Origin of the sequence: Bartonella sp. AA2SXKL (assembly GCF_042197205.1) — a bacterium.
Taxonomy (GTDB): domain Bacteria; phylum Pseudomonadota; class Alphaproteobacteria; order Rhizobiales; family Rhizobiaceae; genus Bartonella.
The window spans coordinates 58,319-74,314 of sequence record NZ_JBHIRN010000006.1; the positions used below are offsets into that span (position 1 = coordinate 58,319).

Sequence of the window (15,996 nt, forward strand, 5' to 3'; positions counted from 1 at the left end):
CTTTACTCCTTCCTCTTAAAAATTATTTTTCTTCGCTCATATCAACTGTATCAGAATGCTTCTCACCTTCATCATCTAATGAACCCGTATCATCTTCAGGTTCAGAAATACGTTCAACCGATACGACTCTTTCACCTTTGGCTGTATTAAAAATTGTGACTCCCTTAGTTGAGCGCCCAGCAGTACGAATTCCCTCAACAGGGACACGAATAAGCTGCCCCCCATCTGATACCAACATAATTTGATCTTGCGCCTTCACCGGAAAAGCCGCTACTAATTTACCAATTTCAGCTGTTTTAGATGGATCTGTTGCGCGAATCCCCTTTCCGCCACGTCCCGAAATCCGGAACTCATAGGAAGAAGAACGTTTACCATAACCAAACTCACTCACTGTCAAAAGCATTTGTTCACGTGCATGAAGTTCTGCATAACGTTCATCTGTTAACTCTGTTTCAGCACCCCCATCTTCTTCATCAAAAGTTATAACATCTTCAACATCAGCATCTGCACCAGAAGCACGCCGTTCATTCATTACACGTTTAATATAAGCAGAACGCTCAATGGACGTCGCCTCGACATGCTCTAAAATTGTCATCGAAATGACTTTATCGCCTTTAGCTAAATTGATACCACGAACTCCCACAGAATTACGCCCAGCAAAGACCCGAACATCAACAACTGGAAAACGGATACATTGTCCTTTGGCTGTTGTTAGAACAACATCATCATGTTCTGTACAGGTTTCAACAGAAAGAATTTCATCTTCTTCATCAAGTTTCATCGCAATTTTACCATTACGATTAACCTGAACGAAATCTGATAATTTATTACGACGCACAGTTCCACGTGTTGTCGCAAACATAATATCTAATGCACTCCAGCTCGCTTCATCTTCAGGCAAAGGCATAATCGTTGTAATACGCTCACCTTGTTGTAAAGGAAGCATATTGATCAAAGCCCGCCCACGCGATTGGGGTGTCCCCAGCGGCAGCCGCCAAACTTTTTCCTTATAAACAATCCCACGTGATGAAAAGAAAAGAACCGGAGTATGCGTATTGGCAACAAACAACCGCGTTACAAAATCCTCATCCTTCGTGGACATACCAGAACGCCCCTTACCACCACGTCGCTGTGCACGATAGGTATTAAGAGGCACACGCTTAATATAGCCACTATGGCTTACCGTTACCACCATATCCTCTGGTGCGATCAGATCTTCACTCTCCATCTCAGCGCTACCAAAACCAAATACGGTACGTCGCGGCGTTGCAAATTCCTCACGAAGAGCACTCAACTCATCCTTAACAATAGACATAATGCGTACGCGTGATGCCAAGATCTCAAGATAGTCAGCGATATCCACGCCAATTTTATTCAATTCATCAGCGATTTCATCACGCCCAAGGGCTGTCAATCGTTGCAAACGCAATTCTAAAATAGCACGCGCCTGTTCTTCAGAGAGGTTATAAGTACCATCCTCATGAATAATATGACGAGGATCATCAATAAGTTTAATCAAAGGCGCGACATCCATCGCTGGCCAGCGTCGCTCCATTAACTGTGCACGTGCTGTCTGCGGATCAGGAGCTTTGCGAATAAGCGCTATAATTTCATCAATATTGGCAACAGCAAGGGCAAGGCCAACCAAAACATGTGCTCGCTCACGCGCTTTACGCAAAAGATATTTTGTTCGCCGACTGACAACTTCTTCCCGAAAAGAAACAAATGCACGAAGCATATCAAGCAACGTCATCTGTTCGGGTTTTCCCCCATTCAAAGCAACCATATTACAACCAAAGGAAGTTTGTAGCGGCGTATACCGATATAATTGGTTTAAAACAACTTCCGCAACAACATCTTTCTTCAGCTCAATAACAACCCGATATCCATCACGATCAGATTCGTCACGCAAATCAGAGATTCCCTCAATGCGTTTATCGCGCACCAATTCAGCCATTTTCTCAATCATTGTTGCCTTATTAACTTGATAAGGGATCTCACTCACAATAATTGCTTGTCGACCACTGCGAATTTCTTCGATCTCAACTTTAGCACGCATAATGATTGAGCCACGCCCTGTTTCATAAGCTGCACGAACACCAGAGTGGCCAAGGATAATACCCCCTGTAGGAAAATCCGGACCAGGAATAATTTCAATTATTTTATCGAGTGTGGTATCGGGATTATCAATCAAAGCGATACAACCATCAACGACTTCACCAAGATTATGGGGAGGAATATTGGTTGCCATTCCCACAGCAATTCCCCCTGACCCATTAACCAAAAGATTGGGAAAACGCGCTGGTAAGACAACCGGTTCACGCTCACGCCCATCGTAATTATCCTGAAAATCAACAGTATCTTTATCAATATCAGCTAAAAGTTCTTCTGAAACTTTTTCTAAACGACACTCAGTATAGCGCATAGCCGCGGGTGGATCACCATCAACGGAACCAAAATTTCCCTGACCATCAATTAATGGATTTCTTAAAGAAAAGTCCTGCGCCATACGCACTAATGCATCGTAAATTGAAGCATCACCATGGGGATGAAATTTCCCCATAACCTCACCAACAACACCAGCAGATTTACGATACGACTTATTGAAAGAAAGCCCCATCTCATTCATAGCATGAAGGATACGTCGATGAACAGGCTTAAGACCATCACGGACATCAGGGAGTGCACGTGAAACAATCACGCTCATCGCATAATCGAGATAGGAGCGTTGCATTTCATCAATAATACTGATTGGTTCAATACCGGTTAGCACATCACGTTCTGGGTGTGGAGTAAGATCGGTCACAATTTCAAAACTTTCAAAAAAGAATCATTTCACTTTATTTATAGCGAAAAATACACAAAAATGCTAATTTCTCTCCCATGACAAAAAAGAAATTTAACAATATTTTTCAAGATGTTATTAATTTATATTTTAAATTACCAATAATAATTAACAATTTTCACTTCGCTAAACTTCAAAAATCTGAAACAAGCAAACCATAAAATGATCATAATACTGCAATTTAAAGACTCTTAAAAAGGGACGTCATCATCTAATTTGTGTGAAAAACTTTCTCCCAATTGATTATTATTTTGACCAAAAGCATTTCTCTGATTTGAGTGACTATCGGCAAAGCCACCACTATAACTCCCCCCTTGACTTGCTCCTTGCTCCCCGCTCGCAGCTCCCCGCCCATCAAGCATTTGTAATTCGCCACGGTACTTTTGCAAAACAATCTCTGTTGTATAACGGTCATTTCCATTTTGATCTTGCCATTTTCGTGTCTGTAACTGCCCCTCAATATAAATTTTGCTGCCCTTTTTTAAATATTGCTCTGCAACTTTGACAAGGTTTTCATTAAAAATAACAATACTATGCCACTCAGTGCGTTCTTTTCGCTCATTTGTATTCCGATCGCGCCAACTTTCTGAAGTAGCAATACGCAGATTTGCCACTTGATCACCAGAATTCAAACGGCGGATTTCAGGATCCGCACCAAGATTACCAATCAAAATAACTTTATTAAGGCTACCAGCCATCGCATAAACTCCAAAATTTTAATTTGTAAAATACTCTGTTCTATAACAGTTATAACCATCTTGACCTTCAATTTACATGTCGCAATTGACTATCAATATGGGTATTGCTATCCTTTACCAATATTGTATTCAGTGTAATTATAACAAAAGATGATAAAAACGCATAGTTTATTCCACCACGAGAGAATAAAAAGCTGCTCATTTGTATTTTTTTCACAAAACTTATACCTTCCTTTTGCATTAAAGCAGTTAAACACATTATAATTCTAAAAAAACAGTTTTATTCCATTTTAGGTGCTCAATTTTTGCCACATATGCCAAGGATAAAGTATGACTCATCAAAAATATATCTCCATTCGCGGTGCACGTGAGCATAACCTTAAAAATATTGATCTCGATCTGCCTCGTGATAAACTCATTGTTATAACAGGACTTTCTGGATCAGGGAAATCATCCTTAGCGTTTGATACAATTTACGCTGAAGGACAACGCCGCTATGTCGAAAGCCTTTCAGCCTATGCACGCCAATTTTTGGAAGTCATGCAAAAACCCGATGTCGACCGCATAGACGGTCTCTCTCCAGCTATCTCCATTGAACAAAAAACAACCAGTCGCAACCCTCGTTCAACGGTAGGTACCGTTACTGAAATCCACGATTACATGCGTCTTCTCTTTGCACGTATTGGTATTCCTCATTCTCCTGCAACAGGACTTCCTATTGAAAGCCAGACAGTAAGCCAAATGGTGGATCAAATTATGGCCTTACCAGAAGGAACGCGAATTTTCATTATGGCACCCTTAGTGCGAGGACGAAAGGGAGAATATAAAAAAGAGCTAACAGAACTTTTAAAAAGAGGATTTCAACGCGCTAAAGTTGATGGAAAATTCTATGAAATCGCTGATATTCCACCTCTTGATAAAAAATATAAACACGACATCGATGTCGTGGTAGACCGCATTGTTGTACAGAAGGATATCACCTCTCGCTTGGCTGATAGTATAGAAACCTGTTTACAGCTAGCAAATGGGCTTGCCATAGCTGAAATGGCAGACCACCCCTTAGCACAAAAAGAAACGACAAAGGAATCTGCTCATAAATCAAAAAATGATACACACAAACGGCTCATTTTTTCAGAAAAGTTTTCCTGCCCTGTATCGGGTTTTTCTATTCCTGAAATTGAACCACGCCTTTTTTCGTTCAATAATCCTTTTGGCGCCTGTCCTCTCTGCGATGGACTGGGCATAAAAAAAGCAATGGATCCACTGAAAATTGTGCCCAATAAAAATCTTACCCTCAAGAATGGCGCCATTGCCCCTTGGGCTAAATCAGATTCACTTTACTATAAACAAACCTTAGAAGCATTAGGAAAAGCTTACGGTTTCAAACTCACAGATCAATGGTGTGAACTCTCTAATGAAGCACAACAGGCTATTCTCTACGGTACAAAAAGAGATGAAATTTCTTTTATCTATAAAAATAATTCTGGTTCGCATAAAATGACCCAACCTTTTGAAGGAATCATCCCTAATATGGAGAGACGCTGGAAAGAAACCGATTCTGCTTGGTCTCGAGAAGAAATCGAACGTTATATGTCTTCTTCGCCCTGCCCAGCTTGTCACGGTTATCGTTTAAAACCAGAGGCACTTGCTGTAAAAATCAACGGAATGCATATTGGGCAAATATCAGATCTTTCTATTCTAAAAGCAGATGATTGGTTTGCCAATGTTCATCAACATCTCACAGAAAAACAACGTAATATCGCCGTACGTATTTTAAAAGAAATTCGTGAACGTTTGGCTTTTTTAAATCATGTAGGATTGGAATATCTTACCTTGTCTCGAAATTCAGGAACGCTTTCAGGGGGAGAAAGCCAACGTATTCGATTAGCATCTCAAATTGGTTCTGGTCTTACAGGCGTTCTTTATATTTTAGATGAACCATCTATCGGTTTACACCAACGCGATAATGAACGCCTGTTGGAAATGCTGCGCCATTTGCGTAATCTTGGCAATACAGTTATTGTTGTTGAACATGATGAAGATGCTATTCTCACAGCAGACTATGTTGTCGATATGGGGCCTGCCGCAGGCGTTCATGGTGGAGAAATCATAGCGCAAGGAACACCGCAGGAAATTATAGAAAATTCAGCCTCTCTCACAGGCCAATACCTTTCAGGAAAAATGGCTGTTAAAATGCCGACAGAGCGACGCAAAATATCAAAAACGAAAACACTTAAAATCATCGGCGCCAAAGGCAATAACCTCAAAAATATCAATGCGAATATTCCTCTTGGAACCTTCACATGCATAACTGGTGTTTCTGGAGGAGGAAAATCAACATTTCTTATTGAAACGCTTTTCAAAGCAGCATCACATCATATCATGGGCTCTCATCACAGCCCTGCCAGCTATGACAAAATTAAAGGATTAGAATTTCTTGATAAAGTCATCGATATCAACCAGTCTCCTATTGGACGCACCCCACGCTCTAATCCCGCAACCTATACAGGTGCTTTTACACCGATTCGTGAGTGGTTTGCCGATCTTCCAGAATCAAAAGCCCGCGGTTACAAAGCTGGGCGTTTTTCATTTAATGTTAAAGGAGGACGGTGCGAAGCATGTCAAGGTGATGGAGTCATCAAAATTGAAATGCACTTTTTACCTGATGTCTATGTTACTTGCGATGTCTGTAAAGGAAAACGCTATAACCGAGAAACACTAGAAATAAAATTCAAAGGACAGTCTATAGCCGATATTTTGGATATGACAATTGAAAAGGCAGAGGAATTTTTCCAAGCTATTCCCGCTATTCATAATAAAATGGAAACTCTCATTAAAGTAGGATTGGGTTACATAAAAGTAGGACAGCAAGCAACCACACTTTCTGGTGGGGAAGCACAACGTGTAAAACTTGCGAAAGAACTTTCTCGTAAAACAACGGGACGTACACTCTATATTTTGGATGAACCGACAACAGGTTTACATTTTCATGATATTTCCAAACTTCTTGAAGTGCTTCACGAACTAGTCGAGCAAGGCAACACAGTTATAGTCATTGAACATAACCTTGATGTTATAAAGACAGCCGACTGGATTATTGATTTAGGACCAGAAGGTGGAGATCGCGGTGGTGAAATTGTTGCAATTGGACGCCCTGAAGACATCATTAAGGTTCCCGCTTCCTATACGGGAAAATTTCTAAAACATGTTTTACTGCGCCCATCTCTCTATAATTCCAATTCTTAGAAACGCTTTCTATTGTAAAATACAGCATACTAACAAAGCCTGTACTTTTATTATTACCTGTAAACCAACACCTAATTCCAGTGGTGCAACACGTTTGAAGCAAAGACTAAAAACAATTTAGCGCTTTATAAGCTGTTTCAGTTGTCGTATTGCCAAATAGGAACGCGCACATAATTGCGTATTTATTCTCTGTTTTGTTTATACCTGAAACGACCAGACAACCTAAACTGGGAAGAATATGAAGTTTTAAGGGTATAAATAAATTTCTATATTTCCATTTCCTTTTAATTTATCTTTATGATTTTCCAAGGCATCCACAGCAATATCTTATAATGAAGATTGCCATTGCTTCACACTTTTATTTATCGCGTTCCTTAATGAAGATCACATTCCTCACGAAGGAACAAAACGCCCCAAACGGAATATATTTGCGTTGCCAATTCCCACATCTGTTTTAAAGAAACATTTCTCAATGCTCTCAAGCCCATTTCACAACGGCTCCTATGAATGCTATAATGATAAACTCATTATTGTACACCACCATCTTTACATTTATGAATCGGCATCATCACACTCTTTTCCAATATTTGTCTTCCCTACTCCCTAATATTGTAAAGCCTTTAATTATCGAAAGCTTTCATAAAAAGCATTTTATTTCTTTTTTCAAATGTTGTTATCCACACACTCATAACTATTTATGATATATAAAAGTATCGTTTTGATTGATTGACGATAAAAAGATCTAAAATGAGAAAATCTTACGCTATTAGAGTTTCTCATTCAATGTGGAGAGCGTCTAATTATCCTTATAAGTCAAGATATTATCTAATAAAAAAGAAACAAAACTCTTTTATTATATTATTTGAATTCTGTATAAGAATTGTAAGTTTTTTTCCCAAAAAACAGTATTTGGCTGTATTCTACAAAAGAAACTCTCCTAACAGAGCATAGAGTGTCATTATTTTCGACTTTTTGTGCACAAAGTATCTGTTGGACATCTTACAGTTGTCAATATAATGTGATGCAGTCTAAAAAGACAAAATAACGTTGGAGATAATTTCAGCATGAAAAAAATTGAAGCCATTATAAAACCTTTCAAACTTGATGAAGTGAAAGAAGCGCTTCAAAAAATTGGGTTACATGGTATTACAGTAACAGAAGCGAAAGGTTTTGGTCGTCAAAGGGAACATACAGAACTTTATCGTGGTACGAAATATGTTGTTGACTTTCTACCTAAAGTAAAGATTGAAATTGTTGTGTCCGATGAAAAACTGGAACAAACTGTTGATGCAATACGTAAAGCAGCTCAAACCAAACATATAGGGGATGGAAAGATATTTGTCTTTTCCATTGATGATGCAATTCGTATAGGCACGGACGAAACCGGTATCGATGCCCTTTAATAAATAACGAGAAAATTCACTTTTTTATCCACCTCAACGCCATATTAAGGAAATTGAATATGACAACCGCATCAGATATTATCAAACAGATTACAGACAACGAAATCCGTTTTGTTGATTTACGTTTTACTGATCCACGAGGAAAATTGCATCACATTACAATGGATATCGCAGAGATCAGCGAGGATACTTTTAGTGATGGTGTCATGTTTGATGGTTCTTCAATTGCTGGTTGGAAAACAATTAATGAATCTGACATGGTTTTAATGCCAGATCCAGCAACAGCACATATTGATCCTTTTTTTGCTCAATCTACTTTGGTCATATTTTGTGATGTACTTGATCCTGTCTCTGGTGAGTTTTATCGTAGAGATCCTCGTTCTATCGCCAAAAGGGCTGAGGTGTATATGAAATCTTTAAACATTGGAGATACAATCAATGTGGGTCCAGAAGCAGAGTTTTTTATCTTTGATGATGTGCGCTATAAAACGGACCCTTACAACACAGGGTTTAAACTCGATTCAAGTGAACTTCCCTCTAATGATGATACGGAATATGAAACAGGAAATCTAGGGCATCGCCCACGAATAAAGGGAGGCTACCTTCCTGTTCCGCCGATTGATTCCTGCCAAGATATGCGTTCTGAAATGCTCACAGCACTCAAGGATATGGGCGTACAGGTCGAAAAACACCATCACGAAGTAGCAGCAGGCCAACATGAATTGGGTATTCGTTTTGATACACTTGTTCGCGAGGCTGACAAGATGCAAATTTTTAAATATGTTGTACATCAAATAGCAAACAGTTATGGGAAAACAGCAACCTTCATGCCGAAACCAGTTTTTGGTGATAACGGCTCTGGAATGCATGTCCACATTTCCATTTGGAAAGATGGCAAACCCATTTTTGCAGGAAATGAATATGCTGGACTATCAGAAACCTGTCTGTTTTTTATCGGTGGTGTTATTAAGCACGCAAAAGCAATAAATGCTTTTACCAACCCATCCACAAACTCCTATAAACGTTTGGTTCCTGGTTATGAAGCTCCTGTTCTTCTTGCCTATTCAGCACGTAATCGTTCTGCATCTTGCCGTATTCCTATGAGCTCCTCACCAAATTCAAAACGCGTAGAAGTTCGTTTTCCAGACCCAACAGCAAATCCCTATTTGGCATTTGCAGCCCTTTTAATGGCTGGTCTTGACGGTATCAAAAACAAAATTCATCCCGGACATGCTATGGATAAAGATCTTTATGATCTTCCCTTAAAGGAACTTAAAGAAATCCCTACTGTTTCAGGAAGCCTGCGTGAAGCGCTTGAAGCACTTGACAAAGATCGTGGCTTTCTTAAAGCTGGCGACGTTTTTGATGATGATCAGATTAATTCCTTCATTCAAGTAAAGATGCAAGAAGTCTTGCGTTACGAAACAACACCACATCCTGTTGAATTTGATATGTACTATTCTGTTTAAACAATCAATACGCATTCTTTTGATTTTGAAAATGGAGGCAAAAGCTTCCATTTTTGTGGATATTCTTCTCATGCAAAAGCGCAAGAGGCTTTTTGCTCATCCGCTTTTCCTTTATAATGTGTTGAATCTCTTCAAATGAATTAACAAAGGTTTCTAATGCCGCGAATTTGTTTTCTCGTTTCCGTTCTTTTATGCATTGTCTTTATCACATCAACAACTAAAGCACATACAATAACCAACCAAAAACTTACAACTCTTGAGAAAGCAACATCTGCTTATAGTAAAGCACTTAAAAATGCCGATGCAAATGCCATCTTAAATGCTATTCCTCCCCAAGTCATCAACCGCTTAACCGCCAAAAAAAATCTTAATCAATCGCAATTTCTACAAATCATGAAAAGCCAAATAGAACGGTTGGCAGAAAGTTACAAGATTGAAACGATCAACATTGATCAAAAACAAAAACGTGAAGGTACCCTTGATAATGGTACCCCTTATTTTGTTATACCCGTGGAGCTTGTAACCACAACAAATGCTGGAAAAAAATGCTCTATTCAAACTGAAATTATTGCCCTACTTCACGATAACCAATGGTATTTTATCCGTGGTAATGACGAAGCGCTCTTAACCATAACCAATGAACTATTTCCTGGACTTGATAAAGTAAAAACCAATCCTCAAAAAGTCACAAAAATACTCTGAGCGAAAAGAATGCACGTAAATAAAAGATTTTCCCCTATAAACAAGTTGTAACAATTGTAGCAGCAGCCTTAAATTCAACTTTTTTATGAGAACGGCGTGCTATTGTTTCTTTATCCGTTCCCCATTGTTCCATCATCCAATCTTCATCTAAATGGGCAATAGACCAAGCATGATCAGCATCAATGTTTCCCGCAGCAACAGCAAGAGCAATGAGAGCAGATCCAGTTAAGGTTGTCATCATATGAAGTGCAGCAAGCATATAAGCAGACTCAACGCTACGTAAATAATGACTCACAGCTTGAAGTGCTTCTGGTGATTGTTCCACATGCATCAGCCCTTCTGTCAAATAAAACCTTGCACCTAGCTTTTTTTCAGCCCAATCTAATAAAGGATCCCATTGTTCAGATTGTTTTTGCACCAACTCTTTAGGTGTTTGTGCACGATAAAAGATCATATCACATGCAACGAAACGCAATAAATCTTCAAAAACCGCCTGCATATCATCAGCGATACCATCAATAACAGTATTAACCAAACGCGTCATCGGCATTTTTGCAGGATCAACAACGTGCTTTTGGTTCTCAAATTCCTGAGCAACATATTCAGCAAACACTTCTGTTGGCACATGAAAATGACGCCTTGCGGGCGTTTTTACAGGACATTCATCCAACAAAATCGTAAAGCCGCCCTCCTCACAAGCGATCTTCACTTGCTTATAAAACCGTTTTGGGTGTGATTGGAATGAAAGATTTTGAACCTTTTGAATAGAACTCTTCTTATTCAATGGCATATCAACATGATCCAAAATCTCACGCATATTTGTTTACCTCTGATCTTTTCAAAAAAAAAACGACTGTTTCTTTAGGTTCTGTAGCTTGAATAAGGTTTAATCTGACCTTCTTAACGATTCCAAAGAAGAAAAAAATCTTGCCAATCTCAATCTAACTTAAGAGTTATATTTCATGTTTCTTTTACAAACAAGACAATGATGATTGCCTTTTATATATTTAATACAATCATAATAGTAAAACAATTTCTAAAAGTATTATCTTAATTAAGAAATTAAACATATTGAGTTTTATGGCAAAGATGTTCATGCCTTACCAATTTGCTTATTATTCACCTATAATAGTATTATCAATATGAACAGATTCAAAAACGCTGCTCATCCAAAAAATGATAGAGCAGTGCGGTTTACGTGTCATTCACCTTCGCTTAACCATTCCAATAATTCTCTAACATATCCAATAAATACCCTGCATAGAATTTTTCTGCTCAATTACTCCCCTAAAAGACGCTGTTTTACGGCATGATAGAATAATGAACAGACAAAATTTATCGTAAATTTGCTTTCACATATACATTATTTTATAAAGCACTAAATTACTTAACGCATTGTTCTTGATATACTCTATCATATTACACTAATTTAAATTTAGGCATATAATTATAAAGAATAGAGATCATGCAATCTGAAAATAATACTTTTATCTATACACTTAGCCCTGCAGATACTAACTGTGCAGCAGCAGCACAGTGGTGGCTTGACAATCACAATAAAAATATTTTGTCCACTGACTCGAGATCCCGTATTATCTTATACGCAACTCTTGAAGAAGCATTTAATGAACTTGCTCAGAAAAAGGATGGATATCTCTTAAGCTGTGCTGCTTACCCTGATTTGCATACACTCATATTTACCCGTTTAGGTGATATGCAATTATTTGACAGCTTTATCATGCCTACTCACTCTATGGTTTTAGCTAAACGCAATAACATTGATGAAATTAAAACCGTAGCGACTCATTCTGCCCCGCAATCTTTGGTAGCTCATCAATATGACAAAGTATTTGCCAACAGCAATGCTGATGCAGCCGTTCTTTGTAAGGCTGAAAAAGCAGATGCTTGTATCACAACATCGGTTGCGGCAAATCGCTATAGGCTGAGTATTGTCGAAAATTTTGGACAAGTGCCAATGGCCTTTTTGCTCCACTCACTAAAGTCAACTAATCATGAAAAAATCTGAAGCGCTTCTTTCCATTGTTAACTTGGTTGACAAATTCCGTATGCGCCAAGAACGAGATGGGAGCATTAAAGAACCAACTTCAGCAGATAATAATATGATCAATGAATTGATCACTCTGCTGAACCACCATGCCAATATTCTTGACGGATTATCTCCAAAACTTTTAGCGACCACTTCTGATGATCTTCATCAGTGGATGATCAGCGGTTTAACGACCCCTCCTAAATTTGATAACACTTTGGCTGCTTTCAAAGCCCCATTACCAGATGCGCCCTTGTTTTTCTTGGCTCCAATGCGTGCAAAAAATGGACCTGATCCAGAAGGATTCCGGCTGGAATTAGTTACAGGATATCGTCATGAAACGGCCTATCTTGCTGACGCCTCAAAATATACAAATAATTATGTATCACCATTTCAATGTATAAAAATGGGAATAGCATCAAGAGGTTTTTTAGAAGGCAATTGCATTGTTCTATTCCCAGAATCTGTAGCAGCTGCTCAAAAAATTGATAAGCAAGCATTTGCTTTGTTTTTTTTCAGTAAATTCTTTGATATTTACAACAAGCAAACAATTGTGGAAGCTGAACGTTTACTCGGTCGAGATAGTAAATTCCTGTTCGGTCAATTGCATAGTCGTAACTTATCCAAAGAAGACATTTACGATGCTCGCTGTTTGTGGGGCTATTATCATGACTATGCACATCATACCGGACCGCGGCCATTGGATAAAAATCTGTATATAAAATTAAATTGGTTTACAGGTCTTCTAGAAGAAACTAAAGTTGATTTAATTACAGTGCGTATTATGCTACAAAATCATCCAAAATTTTGGAAAGAAATAACTGAATTTATCCTATTAGAACGCATATTTCGTTATCCAAAAGATTCTGATCAGCATATGACATTCGATGCTGGTACAGGGATCTTGCTTTTTGAAATATTGATGCGGAACAAAGCATTGATTGAAACAAATCAAGGTTATCTTCAATTTGATTTGGAGCGTCTTGAAAAAGTAATAATATTGATGATAGCAGATATAGAAGCACTTGAAGCATTAGATGGTGACGCTTATTTGGCAGGAGCTAAAGATTATATCCAAAATAATCTTGGTAAGCCGCAAACTTCACAGTCACGATTTAATTTTTCAACATCATCTTATGCACAGCGAGTGATTAGAGGATTAAATCATTGAGTTTTATAAAAGGACGATTATTATTATTTACTTTTGCCATTCTAGCATTGTTTTCCATAAGTTGGTTATTATCTAAGAATTTGGTTAGCAATATACCCGTCATGCATGCGGTTGGACTTAGGTTGTTTGCCACCGCTGCCACCTTATGGCTGATTGCAATATTTCGTGAGAAAGCTGTTTTCAGATCCCTACCATTGCTTTCCATGATACCTTCTTTTTTAATTCTCTCAGTGTTAGGATTTTCGCTGTATTTTGTATGCAGCTTTGGTGCATTAAAATCGCTCAAAGCCAGTGATTTAACCATGGTGCTCGCTACTATTCCAGGAATTACTTATATATTAGGTGCATTGACAAATGTCCTTAAATTCTCATGGCTGAAGCTTAGTGGAGTGATAATTGTCAGTGTAGCAGCTGTAGTATTCAATATAAATAGTGGAGAAGGTGGATATTATAACCTGATAGGAGTAGTGCTTGCCTTAACAGCAGCACTTTCTTATTCTGCTTATGGCTTATTGTCTAAACGTTATCTTAAAAATCTACCTTTGCTCACCTCACTGGCTTGGATCACGACAATTTCTGCAGCATCATTTATGCCATTATTTATTTTTGATCCTGCCCCACTCTTCTATCTTAAGTTAGAAGATATATTTAAAATATTGATTTTAGGAACTGTTTGCTCGGCACCAGTTTACGTATTATATCAAAAAGTTTTAGCCGAAGGAGGCGTATTATACGCCAACACTATCGGCGTATTATCCCCTTTTGCAGTGATTGCATGTGAATGGATAATCGGCTCGAGCCCTTCTCTCAATATGATCAAAATAATTGCTATGATTGTAGTTGTTATAGGGATGACACTCTTATTTATAGATGCATCAAAGGTATCTACATGGCAACATAAACGCCATTCTCAAAACTCCAAATTTAATGAGGAAACAAAATGAAAAAACTCGCGTTAGTTTGCCAGCGCAATGCAAAATTACCATTTATATTTGAAGCAGCACAAGCAGCTAATATCGAATTAGTAATGATCTATGATACCGCTGAAAGCGTTCCCTCTCAACACCCTGCAGCAGTAACTTCAACTTGGCAACTTCCTGTTTTTGATAACCCAGAGGCAGCTCTAGACACTTTTGCAACAGGAGCAAAAGAACGCAATATTTCTGGGGTTATGACCCTTCGCGAAGAAGCCATCCTATGGACAGCTTTGGCTGCAAAAAAAATCAATACTCCAAGTATTGAACCAGAAGTAGCAGCATTAACCAGAAATAAATATCTCATGCGTCAAACTTTCGCTAAAGCAGGCTTAAGAACACCAAGATTCTTTTATATAGATCATCCAGAAGACCTATCAAAAACACAAGCCTTGGATTATCCAGTCGTTATTAAACCCGTCTCTGGATGGGCAAGTGCAGGCGTCATGTTAGCTAAAAATTCCGCTGAACTTCCTGATCTCATTAAAGCCGTATGGAATGTTCAGCATAAAGACATGGCACGTTTTAATGATAAAAGTAAACCTGTAGGCTTAGTCGTAGAACAGTATTTGCCAGGAAAAGAGTTTGTCGTAGAATGCTTTGTTGATACAGCAGGTGTACACGTTCTATCCGTTGGAGACAAGGGACAGCCTGAGGGACCATGGTTTGAAGAAACAATTTATCGTCAACGATGTGATATAGATGATCCTTTAATTATTGCTTTATGTGAGGCTGCATGCTCTGGAGTTAAAGCTCTTGGTATAAATATGGGTGCTGCCCATGTAGAGCTACGCCTAGATGCTAATAATTTACCTTATATCATTGAGATAGGCGCTCGTATAGGTGGATCAGGTGTTTCCCATTTTATTGTTGAGCAAGGCACAGGAATTTCATTTGCAAAACTATGTATGAATGCCGCTTTAGCTGAAAAAAACTTAGACCTTCCCGATATACTCCCAGCTAAAAAAGTGGCGGCAAATTATATTATTCCTCTTCATGGGTATGGACGGTTTTCTGGATTTTCAGGTCTAGATAAGGTTGCACAGCATCCTCAAACCGCCAGAACTATCATTTTCTTTGAAACCAATCACATTTCACCACCTCCACCAGCATTTGGTGGATATCCTGGTTTTATTTTCTCTGTTCATAACTCAAACGAAGAAGCACGCAATTACCACAAATGGCTCGATGACACCTTAAGCATCGTATGGCAAAACATTGATTTATAATGATAATTTATCTTTATTCATATTGAATAATAACCCCGATATTGTAGGATTTTCTCATTTTAATCTGTTTATCAGATGGACAAATTTTTTAAAGCATTTGAGAAATGCTATAGCAGATAAAAATAAATCAAGGTGATCCTTTCATATTTATTAAAACACATGATACCATTATTAAAAGAAGCAATTAAAATTCTGCACAAACAATGGTTTTA

General features: G+C 38.3%; 11 protein-coding genes. 8 read left to right on the plus strand and 3 right to left on the minus strand.

What is annotated here, in order from left to right:
- Positions 1-22 precede the first annotated feature (22 nt).
- Together gyrA and ssb are read right to left on the minus strand one after the other, a co-directional pair.
- Complete coding sequence (gene gyrA, locus ACFINS_RS05315; protein ID WP_375705952.1) at positions 23-2,806, minus strand: DNA gyrase subunit A; 2,784 nt, start codon at positions 2,804-2,806, stop codon at positions 23-25.
- A gap of 230 nt (positions 2,807-3,036) precedes the next feature.
- On the minus strand, positions 3,037-3,543 hold the full coding sequence (gene ssb / locus ACFINS_RS05320) for a single-stranded DNA-binding protein (RefSeq protein WP_375611516.1): 507 nt from the start codon (positions 3,541-3,543) through the stop codon (positions 3,037-3,039).
- 330 nt (positions 3,544-3,873) lie between these two features.
- Here ssb and uvrA point away from each other — a divergent pair, with 330 nt between their 5' ends.
- From uvrA to ACFINS_RS05340, 4 genes are all read left to right on the plus strand, one after another.
- On the plus strand, positions 3,874-6,789 hold the full coding sequence (gene uvrA / locus ACFINS_RS05325; protein ID WP_375700794.1) for an excinuclease ABC subunit UvrA: 2,916 nt from the start codon (positions 3,874-3,876) through the stop codon (positions 6,787-6,789).
- A gap of 1,064 nt (positions 6,790-7,853) precedes the next feature.
- A complete protein-coding gene (locus tag ACFINS_RS05330) occupies positions 7,854-8,192 on the plus strand; it encodes a P-II family nitrogen regulator (protein WP_015856528.1) in 339 nt (112 codons plus the stop codon).
- Positions 8,193-8,251: 59 nt separating this feature from the next.
- Positions 8,252-9,661 (plus strand): type I glutamate--ammonia ligase, encoded by a 1,410-nt coding sequence (gene glnA / locus ACFINS_RS05335; RefSeq protein WP_375611514.1) that lies wholly within the window; start codon positions 8,252-8,254, stop codon positions 9,659-9,661.
- 156 nt (positions 9,662-9,817) lie between these two features.
- Positions 9,818-10,363, plus strand: a complete 546-nt coding sequence (locus ACFINS_RS05340; RefSeq protein ID WP_375611513.1) for a hypothetical protein — start codon at positions 9,818-9,820, stop codon at positions 10,361-10,363.
- 34 nt (positions 10,364-10,397) lie between these two features.
- Here the strand turns inward: ACFINS_RS05340 and ACFINS_RS05345 are convergent, their stop codons facing one another.
- The gene (locus ACFINS_RS05345) at positions 10,398-11,180 is read right to left on the minus strand and encodes an ATP12 family chaperone protein (protein ID WP_375611512.1); all 783 of its coding nucleotides are present in this window, start codon (positions 11,178-11,180) and stop codon (positions 10,398-10,400) included.
- Positions 11,181-11,828: 648 nt separating this feature from the next.
- Here ACFINS_RS05345 and ACFINS_RS05350 point away from each other — a divergent pair.
- From ACFINS_RS05350 to ACFINS_RS05365, 4 genes are read left to right on the plus strand one after another with little or no spacing between them, the layout of a single operon-like run.
- On the plus strand, positions 11,829-12,389 hold the full coding sequence (locus ACFINS_RS05350; protein WP_375650505.1) for a prephenate dehydratase domain-containing protein: 561 nt from the start codon (positions 11,829-11,831) through the stop codon (positions 12,387-12,389).
- Positions 12,376-13,581, plus strand: a complete 1,206-nt coding sequence (locus ACFINS_RS05355; RefSeq protein ID WP_375650500.1) for a DUF6421 family protein — start codon at positions 12,376-12,378, stop codon at positions 13,579-13,581. The genes ACFINS_RS05350 and ACFINS_RS05355 overlap by 14 nt, the downstream gene beginning before the upstream one ends.
- The gene (locus ACFINS_RS05360; RefSeq protein ID WP_375613117.1) at positions 13,578-14,525 is read left to right on the plus strand and encodes a DMT family transporter; all 948 of its coding nucleotides are present in this window, start codon (positions 13,578-13,580) and stop codon (positions 14,523-14,525) included. The genes ACFINS_RS05355 and ACFINS_RS05360 overlap by 4 nt, the downstream gene beginning before the upstream one ends.
- A complete protein-coding gene (locus tag ACFINS_RS05365) occupies positions 14,522-15,784 on the plus strand; it encodes an acetyl-CoA carboxylase biotin carboxylase subunit family protein (RefSeq protein ID WP_375705953.1) in 1,263 nt (420 codons plus the stop codon). The genes ACFINS_RS05360 and ACFINS_RS05365 overlap by 4 nt, the downstream gene beginning before the upstream one ends.
- Positions 15,785-15,996 lie beyond the last annotated feature (212 nt).

Excerpts from the sequence above, each read along its gene's own strand:
- ssb (WP_375611516.1), bottom strand. The coding sequence starts at position 3,543 with ATGGCTGGTAGCCTTAATAAAGTTATTTTGATTGGTAATCTTGGTGCG.
- uvrA (WP_375700794.1), top strand. The coding sequence starts at position 3,874 with ATGACTCATCAAAAATATATCTCCATTCGCGGTGCACGTGAGCATAAC.
- ACFINS_RS05330 (WP_015856528.1), top strand. The coding sequence starts at position 7,854 with ATGAAAAAAATTGAAGCCATTATAAAACCTTTCAAACTTGATGAAGTG.
- glnA (WP_375611514.1), top strand. The coding sequence starts at position 8,252 with ATGACAACCGCATCAGATATTATCAAACAGATTACAGACAACGAAATC.
- ACFINS_RS05340 (WP_375611513.1), top strand. The coding sequence starts at position 9,818 with ATGCCGCGAATTTGTTTTCTCGTTTCCGTTCTTTTATGCATTGTCTTT.
- ACFINS_RS05345 (WP_375611512.1), bottom strand. The coding sequence starts at position 11,180 with ATGCGTGAGATTTTGGATCATGTTGATATGCCATTGAATAAGAAGAGT.
- ACFINS_RS05350 (WP_375650505.1), top strand. The coding sequence starts at position 11,829 with ATGCAATCTGAAAATAATACTTTTATCTATACACTTAGCCCTGCAGAT.
- ACFINS_RS05355 (WP_375650500.1), top strand. The coding sequence starts at position 12,376 with ATGAAAAAATCTGAAGCGCTTCTTTCCATTGTTAACTTGGTTGACAAA.
- ACFINS_RS05365 (WP_375705953.1), top strand. The coding sequence starts at position 14,522 with ATGAAAAAACTCGCGTTAGTTTGCCAGCGCAATGCAAAATTACCATTT.